9 protein-coding genes are annotated in these 7,953 nt (G+C 63.0%); 7 read left to right on the top strand and 2 right to left on the bottom strand.

What is annotated here, in order from left to right:
* Window positions 1-254: 254 nt before the first annotated feature.
* The 7 genes from ACF8FB_RS13985 to ACF8FB_RS13955 all read left to right on the top strand — a co-directional run bounded on the left by ACF8FB_RS13985 (window position 255) and on the right by ACF8FB_RS13955 (window position 5,163).
* Window positions 255-1,634, top strand: a complete 1,380-nt coding sequence (locus tag ACF8FB_RS13985; RefSeq protein ID WP_014859306.1) for a nucleobase:cation symporter-2 family protein — start codon at window positions 255-257, stop codon at window positions 1,632-1,634.
* A 95-nt stretch (window positions 1,635-1,729) separates the two neighbouring features.
* Window positions 1,730-2,122 carry a sulfurtransferase complex subunit TusD gene (tusD, locus tag ACF8FB_RS13980; protein WP_003251188.1) on the top strand — a complete coding sequence of 131 codons (393 nt, stop codon included), beginning with the start codon at window positions 1,730-1,732 and terminating at the stop codon, window positions 2,120-2,122.
* Between the two features lies 1 nt (window position 2,123).
* Complete coding sequence (tusC, locus tag ACF8FB_RS13975) at window positions 2,124-2,483, top strand: sulfurtransferase complex subunit TusC (RefSeq protein WP_010954803.1); 360 nt, start codon at window positions 2,124-2,126, stop codon at window positions 2,481-2,483.
* Window positions 2,483-2,779 carry a sulfurtransferase complex subunit TusB gene (tusB, locus tag ACF8FB_RS13970; protein ID WP_003251193.1) on the top strand — a complete coding sequence of 99 codons (297 nt, stop codon included), beginning with the start codon at window positions 2,483-2,485 and terminating at the stop codon, window positions 2,777-2,779. The genes tusC and tusB overlap by 1 nt, the downstream gene beginning before the upstream one ends.
* Entirely contained in the window at window positions 2,776-3,111 is a 336-nt protein-coding gene (locus ACF8FB_RS13965) for a TusE/DsrC/DsvC family sulfur relay protein (RefSeq protein WP_010954804.1), read from the top strand. The genes tusB and ACF8FB_RS13965 overlap by 4 nt, the downstream gene beginning before the upstream one ends.
* A complete protein-coding gene (locus ACF8FB_RS13960; protein ID WP_392511475.1) occupies window positions 3,108-4,109 on the top strand; it encodes a glycosyl transferase family protein in 1,002 nt (333 codons plus the stop codon). Before ACF8FB_RS13965 ends, ACF8FB_RS13960 begins: the two co-directional genes overlap by 4 nt.
* A gap of 94 nt (window positions 4,110-4,203) precedes the next feature.
* Complete coding sequence (locus ACF8FB_RS13955; RefSeq protein WP_049587789.1) at window positions 4,204-5,163, top strand: glutathione S-transferase family protein; 960 nt, start codon at window positions 4,204-4,206, stop codon at window positions 5,161-5,163.
* 106 nt (window positions 5,164-5,269) lie between these two features.
* Here ACF8FB_RS13955 and cysG read toward each other — a convergent pair whose 3' ends face one another.
* Together cysG and serS are read right to left on the bottom strand one after the other, a co-directional pair.
* Complete coding sequence (gene cysG / locus ACF8FB_RS13950) at window positions 5,270-6,661, bottom strand: siroheme synthase CysG (protein ID WP_010954807.1); 1,392 nt, start codon at window positions 6,659-6,661, stop codon at window positions 5,270-5,272.
* Window positions 6,662-7,942, bottom strand: coding sequence for a serine--tRNA ligase (serS, locus tag ACF8FB_RS13945; protein WP_392511474.1), 1,281 nt, complete (start codon window positions 7,940-7,942; stop codon window positions 6,662-6,664).
* Between the last annotated feature and the right edge of the window lie 11 nt (window positions 7,943-7,953).

Here is a 7,953-nt window from a genome sequence, read left to right as displayed (position 1 = left end):
CACCACAAAAACCAAGGCAGGCGCCTTGCCGCCCTGACACAAACAAGCGTAGAACACCTCAGAAAAGCTTGACCGCCAACAGCGGACCTACATCAGTTTCAAGCCAATTATGCCTGTAACCGCAATAACTGACCAAAAAGTCAGATAATCAGGCAAATGGTCGCCGATCATGCTGACATCCTGCTTTTCTCTACCGCTATCCATCATCACCCCGTAGAATGCGCTCCTTTTTTCTTCCGGGGCGGCTTTCAGCAATGAGCTCACACGAACACAGCCCAGGCGCAGCGGCGCCTGCCAATGAACTGGTGCTTGGTCTGGAGGACAAGCCACGGCTGTTGATCGGCCTGCTGGCAGCCCTGCAGCACTTGCTGGCGATCATCGTACCTATCGTCACCCCTGGCCTGCTGATCTGCCAGGCGCTGGGCGTATCTGCACGTGATACCAATTTGATCGTTTCGATGTCGCTGGTGATCTCGGGTATCGCCACCTTCGTCCAGTGCAAACGCTTTGGCCCATTTGGCGCGGGGCTGCTGATCGTTCAGGGCACCAGCTTCAACTTCGTCGGCCCGCTGATTGCCGGCGGTGCGCTGATGGTCAAGCAAGGCACGCCGGTTGAAGGCGTAATGGCAGCCATTTTTGGCGTAGTAATCGCAGGCTCGTTCGTCGAGATGGGCGTGTCGCGCATCCTGCCCTTCGTCAAACGCCTGATCACCCCGCTGGTGACTGGCATCGTGGTGTTGATGATCGGCCTGACGCTGATCAAGGTCGGCTTGATCAGCATGGGCGGTGGCTTTGGTGCCATGGCCAATGGCACCTTTGCCAATGGCGAAAACCTGCTGATGTCGGGCGTGGTACTGGCGATCATCGTCGTTCTCAACCGTATCCCGGTGGTGTGGATGCGCAGCTGCGCCATCGTCATCGCCCTCGCGGTCGGCTATGCGCTGGCCGGTTTCCTGGGCCGCCTGGACTTTACCGGCATGCACGAGGCCGCGCTGTTCCAGGTGCCGACACCGCTGCACTTTGGCCTGGGCTTCTCGTGGGCGCTGTTCATTCCGATGCTGGTGATCTACCTGGTCACTTCGCTGGAAGCCATCGGTGACGTTACCGCCACCAGCAAGGTGTCGCGCCAGCCGGTCGAAGGGCCGGTGTGGATGCAGCGGATCAAGGGGGGCGTGCTGGTCAATGGCGCCAACTCGCTGCTGGCCGGTCTGTTCAACACCTTCCCTAGCTCGATTTTTGCCCAGAACAACGGGGTGATTCAGCTGACCGGTATTGCCAGCCGTCATATCGGTATGTGGATTGCCGTGATGCTGGTGTTGCTGGGGCTGTTCCCGAGTGTTGCCGGGGTGATTCAGGCCGTGCCGGAGCCGGTGCTGGGCGGCGCGGCGATGGTCATGTTTGGCGCGGTTGCGGCTTCGGGGATCAATATTCTGGCCAGCACCCGACTGGACCGTCGTGCCCTGCTGATCATCGCCGTGTCGCTGGCACTGGGCCTGGGTGTGGCGCAGGTGCCGGAGTTCCTGGCACACATGCCGGCGGCGATTCGCAATGTGCTGGAGTCGGGTGTGGCTACCGGGGGGATTTGTGCGCTGGTGCTGAACTGGTTCTTGCCGGAGAGCAAGGAGCAGGCTTGAACCTGGCGTTTGAATGAAAAGCCCGCGCCCGCTTGCACAAGCGGGCGCGGGCTTTTTTGCTTTATCATGGCACCATTCCTTTGCATGAGTTAGCCATGAAATTCGCTATCGCGGTGTTCTCCCCGGCCCATGCGCCCTCTTCGCGACGCGCCCTGCGCTTCGCCGAGGCGGTGCTGGCCGGCGGGCATGAGATTGCCCGACTGTTCTTCTATCAGGACGGGGTGCACAGTGCCTCGGCCAACGTCGTCGCCCCTCAGGACGAACTGGACGTGGCTGGCCAGTGGCGCACCTTCATACAGACCCATCAGCTGGACGCCGTGGTGTGTATCGCCGCCGCCCTGCGCCGTGGCGTGCTCGACGAAGCCGAGGCCAACCGCTACCAGCGCCCGGCCGTGAACCTGCCCAAGCCCTGGGAACTGTCGGGGCTGGGCCAACTGCACGAGGCCGCGCAAGTGGCCGACCGCCTTGTCTGCTTCGGAGGCGACTGATATGGCCAAGTCCTTGTTGATCATCAGCCGTCAGGCACCGTGGAATGGCCCCTCTGCCCGCGAGGCGCTGGACATCGCCCTGGCTGGCGGCGCGTTCGACCTGCCGTTGGGCATGCTGTTCCTCGACGATGGGGTGTTCCAGCTCGCGCCAGACCAGCAACCCGCCGCCGTGCAACAGAAGAACCTGGCCGCCAACCTGCAGGCGTTGCCGATGTTCGGTGTCGAAGAACTGTTCGCCTGCAACCACAGCCTGGCCCGCCGTGGCCTGGCAGCCGAAACCCTGGCGCTGCCGGTGCAAGTGCTCGATGACGCAGCGCTGACCGCCCTGATAGCCCGTTTCGACCAGGTGATAACGCTCTGATGAAGACCCTGCATGTAATTGCCCATTCCCCGTTTGGCGACGAGCGCCTGGCCAGTTGCCTGCGCCTGCTCGGTGCCGAAGATGCCCTGCTGCTGTGCGGCGATGCCGTGTATGCCCTGCGCAGCGGCAGCGAGCCGCATGGCCATCTGCAAGCCGCCGGCCTGGCCCAGCGCCTGTTCGCCCTGGACGAGGATGTACAGGCCCGCGCGGTCGGCAACGACCTGGCAAAGGCCGTGGACTACGCCGGGTTCGTCGAACTGTCGCTGCAATACGATAAGGTCAACAGCTGGCTATGAATACGCTCACCGTTGGCGATCAGGTGATCGCCCTGGACAAGGATGGCTTCCTGGTCGACCTGCAAGATTGGTCCCACGACGCCGCCGAGGCTTTGGCCAAGCGCGAGGGTATCCCGTTGACGGCGGACCATTGGGAAATCCTCGAACTGCTCCGTCAGTTCTACCAGGAATACCAGCTGTCTCCGGCCACCCGCCCGCTGATCAAGTACACGGCCCTCAAGCTGGGCCCTGAAAAGGGCAACAGCCCGCACCTTAACCGCCTGTTCAACGGCACCCCCGCCAAACTTGCCGCCAAGCTGGCGGGCCTGCCCAAGCCGACCAACTGCATATGACCGAACTTCGTCCGCTCACTCTGGAAACCCCCGCCGAACACCCGTTCGCCGAATTCGTGCGCATTCTCGGCAAAGGCAAGCGCGGCGCGCGTGGCCTGACCCGCGAGGAGGCCCGTGCAGCCATGACCTTGCTGCTGGAAGGCAAGGTCGAAGACACCCAGCTCGGTGCCTTCCTCATGCTGCTGCGGCACAAGGAAGAAAGCGCCGAAGAGCTGGCCGGCTTCACCGAGGCCTTGCGCGCCCACCTGCAGGCGCCGCGCATCGCCGTTGACCTGGACTGGCCCACGTACGCCGGCAAGAAGCGTCACCTGCCCTGGTACCTGCTGGCCGCCAAGTGCCTGGCCAACAATGGCGTGCGCATTCTGATGCACGGCGGCGGCGCACACACTGCCGGGCGTATGTATACAGAGCAACTCCTCGACCTGCTGCAGATTCCGCTGTGCCGCGACTGGGCCGCCGTCGGCAACGCGCTGGACCAGCACCAGCTGGCATTCTTCCCGCTGCACGACTGGGCGCCGCAGCTGCAACGCATGATCGACCTGCGCAACACCCTGGGCCTGCGCTCGCCCATCCACTCGCTGGCTCGAGTACTCAACCCGCTGGGCGCTCGCTGTGGATTGCAGAGCATCTTTCACCCCGGTTACCAGGCCGTGCACCGCGAGGCCAGCCGCTTGCTGGGCGACCATGCCGTGGTGATCAAGGGTGATGGCGGCGAAATCGAGGTCAATCCCGATGTCATCAGCCATCTCTACGGCACCACGGCAGGTGAGGCGTGGGATGAAGAGTGGCCAGCGCTGAGCGAACGACGCCATGTCAAGCCGCCCAGCCTGCAGGCAGAGCACTTGCTGGCGTTCTGGCGTGGCGAAGTGGAAGACAGTTATGGCGAGAAGGCCCTGATTGCGACCATGGCGCTGGCCCTGCGTGGTTTGGGACAGCACCGCGAGCAGGCGTTCGTCACAGCGCAAGGCTACTGGGACACTCGAAATAGATCGATTTAGCCGATAATAGAACCCCGATCTTTGCGCTATTTCTTCGAACGATTTGGCCTAGACTGGGCTCCAACGACAAACAACTTTGTTTCAGGAGCTCACAATGGGCCTATTGATCGACGGCCGCTGGCACGACCAGTGGTATGAAAACGGCAAGGACGGCACGTTCAAGCGGGAGAATGCCCAGCGCCGTAATCAGCTGCCCGCCCCCGAGGCCGGCCGCTACCACCTGTATGTGTCGCTGGCCTGCCCATGGGCCCACCGCACCCTGATCTTTCGCGCGCTGAAAGGCCTGGAGCCGTTGATCGACGTGTCGGTGGTCAGCTGGCTGATGCAGGACCATGGCTGGACCTTCGATCAGCAGCAAGGCTCCAGCGGGGACCACCTCGACGCCCTGCAGTACCTGCACCAGCGCTACACCCAGGATGACCCGCACTACACTGGGCGCGTGACGGTGCCTGTGCTGTGGGACAAGAAAGAGAAGCGCATCGTCAACAATGAGTCGGCAGAAATCATCCGCATATTCAACAGCGCGTTCAACGAGCTGACCGGCAATACCCTGGACCTTTACCCCGCATCGCTGCGCCCGACCATCGAAGCACTGAACGAGCGCATCTACCCGGCGGTGAACAACGGTGTGTACCGCGCAGGCTTTGCTACCACGCAAGACGCTTACGAGGCTGCCTTTGAGGATGTGTTCAACGAGCTGGATTACCTGGAAGCCTTGCTAGGCCGCAATCGCTACCTGGCGGGTGAGTACCTGACCGAGGCTGATGTACGCCTGTTCACTACACTGGTGCGCTTCGATGCCGTGTACCACGGGCACTTCAAGTGCAACCTGCGCCGCCTGAGCGACTACCACAACCTGTCGAACTGGCTGCGTGAGCTGTACCAGTGGCCTGGGGTGGCGGGTACGGTGAACATGGAGCATATCCAGAAGCACTATTACATGAGCCACAAGACCATCAACCCGAACGGGATCGTGCCTAAAGGGCCTTTGCAGGACTTTGGCTTGCCGCATGATCGAGAGCGGTTGGCGGGCAAAGGGATTTGGCAGGCTTGAGAAAGCCGGGGCTGCTTTGCAGCCCATCGCAACACAAGGCCGCTCTTACAAGGACCTTGCAATGCCTGGGGCATATGCGATGGGCCGCAAAGCGGCCCCAACGATTTCAGCTGTTCTGCGAACCTTCGAACCAGGCCAGCTTGTCACGCAACTGCACCACTTCCCCCACAATCACCAGGGTCGGCGCATGCACCTCATGCTGGGCCACCAGGTCTGGCAAGTCCGCCAAGGTGCCGGTGAACACGCGCTGATTACGCGTGGTCCCCTGCTGCACCAACGCCGCCGGGGTACTCGCGGCGCGCCCGTGGCGAATCAGCTCGGCACAGATGGTCGGCAAGCCCACCAAGCCCATGTAGAACACCAAGGTCTGCGCCGGCGCCACCAGGTCATTCCAAGGCAGGTTGCTGGTGCCGTCCTTGAGGTGCCCGGTGACGAAGCGCACCGACTGGGCATAGTCGCGGTGAGTCAGCGGAATGCCGCCATACGCGGAGCAGCCGCTGGCCGCCGTAATGCCTGGCACCACCTGGAACGGAATGCCATGCTCGGCCAGCTCTTCGATCTCTTCGCCGCCCCGGCCGAAGATGAACGGGTCGCCACCCTTCAGGCGCAGCACCCGCTTACCCTGCCGAGCCAGATCGACCAACAGGCGGTTGATCTGGTCCTGCGGCACTGAATGGTCAGCACGCCGCTTGCCTACGTAGATACGCTCGGCATCACGGCGACACATATCGATGATGGCGGGTGCGACCAGGCGGTCGTACAGCACCACGTCGGCCTGCTGCATCAGGCGCAAGGCACGGAAGGTCAGCAAGTCCGGATCACCCGGGCCTGCACCAACCAAGTACACCTCACCACCCTGCTGCACCGGTGCGCCGTCCACCATCGCCTGCAACAGACGTTCGGCTTCAGCCCCCTGCCCGGCCAGCTGACGCTCGGCGATCGGCCCCTGGAACACGGTTTCCCAGAAGCCGCGACGCTGGTTGACGTCCGGGTACAGGGATTTGACCTTGTGCCGGAAGCGTGCAGCCAGCCCGGCCAGCTCACCATAGGCCGAAGGGATCCACGCCTCGAGCTTGGCTCGAATCAGGCGTGCCAGTACCGGGGCGTCACCGCCGCTGGAAACAGCGATTACCAGCGGCGAACGGTCCACGATCGCCGGGAAGATCACCGTACACAGGGCCGGCGCATCCACCACATTGACCGGCAGGCTAAGGGCCTGCGCATCGGCCGACACCTGGGCATTCAGCCCAGGGTCGTCAGTCGCCGCGATCACCAGCCGGCAACCGACCAGGTCGGCTGCCTGATAGCCACGCACCAGCACCTCACCGCCACCTTCCCGGGCCAACGCGGCCAACTGGCCGTCGACGTCCGGCGCCACCACGCGCAGCACGCCGCCGGCATCGGCCAGCAGGCGCGCCTTGCGCAAGGCGATCTCACCGCCACCGACGACCAGCACGCGGCCGCCCTGCAGCTTGTGGAACAGCGGCAGGTAATCCATTTAGCGGATGACCTCGACGCCGCCCATGTAAGGCTTCAGCACTTCCGGCACTAGGATCGAACCGTCGGCCTGCTGGTAGTTTTCCAGCACAGCAACCAGGGTACGGCCTACGGCCAGACCGGAGCCGTTGAGCGTGTGCACCAGCTCTGGCTTGCCGGTTTCCGGGTTGCGCCAGCGAGCCTGCATGCGGCGCGCCTGGAAGTCACCACAGTTGGAGCACGAGCTGATTTCGCGGTACTTGTCCTGGCTCGGCACCCACACTTCCAGATCGTAGGTTTTCACCGCACCAAAGCCCATGTCGCCAGTGCACAGGGCCAGCACGCGGTATGGCAGCTCCAGCAGCTGCAGCACGCGCTCGGCATTGGCAGTCAGGCCTTCCAGGGCTTCCATCGACTTGGACGGCTCTACCACCTGCACCATCTCGACTTTGTCGAATTGGTGCTGGCGGATCATGCCGCGGGTGTCACGGCCAGAAGCGCCGGCTTCGCTGCGGAAGCAAGGGGTGTGGGCAACCAGTTTGAGCGGCAGCTGCTTGGCGTCGAGGATTTCACCCGCCACCAGGTTGGTCAGCGACACTTCGGCGGTCGGGATCAGGTAGAAGTCAGCCTCGCCTTCGCGGGTGATCTTGAACAGGTCTTCCTCGAACTTCGGCAACTGGCCAGTGCCCTGCAGCGCGGGCGCCTGCACCATGTACGGGGTGTAGTGTTCCTCGTAGCCATGTTCGCCGGTGTGCAGGTTGATCATGAACTGCGCCAGAGCGCGGTGCAGACGGGCAACCGGACCACGCAGCACAGCAAAACGGGCACCGGACAGCTTGGCAGCCGCTTCGAAGTCCAGGCCACCGCTGATTTCACCGAGGGCCACATGGTCCTTGATTTCGAAGTCGAACGCCTTCGGCGTGCCCCAACGGCGCACTTCGACGTTGTCGTCTTCACTGGCGCCGACCGGCACGCTGGCGTCCGGCAGGTTGGGAATGGTCAGCAGGATGCCATCCAGCTCGGCCTGAATGGCGTCCAGCTCAGCCTTGCCGGCAGCCAGTTCGTTGGCCATGCGCTCGACGTCAGCCATCAGCGGGGCGATGTCTTCGCTCTTGGCCTTGGCCTGGCCGATGGACTTGGAACGGGCGTTACGCTCAGCCTGCAGTTGTTCGGTGCGGGTCTGCACCGCCTTGCGGCGCTCTTCCAGTGATTCGATGCGCGCGACATCCAGGCTGAAGCCACGGGAGGCCAGGCGGTCCGCCACTTCCTGAAGTTGGCCGCGTAACAGTTTGGAATCGAGCATATCGTTCTCTC

This window comes from Pseudomonas sp. yb_2 (assembly GCF_043103905.1).
Taxonomy (GTDB): Bacteria; Pseudomonadota; Gammaproteobacteria; order Pseudomonadales; family Pseudomonadaceae; genus Aquipseudomonas; species Aquipseudomonas alloputida.
Note: the sequence above shows the minus strand (reverse complement) of the source record. Positions and strands in the feature narration are given on the sequence as shown.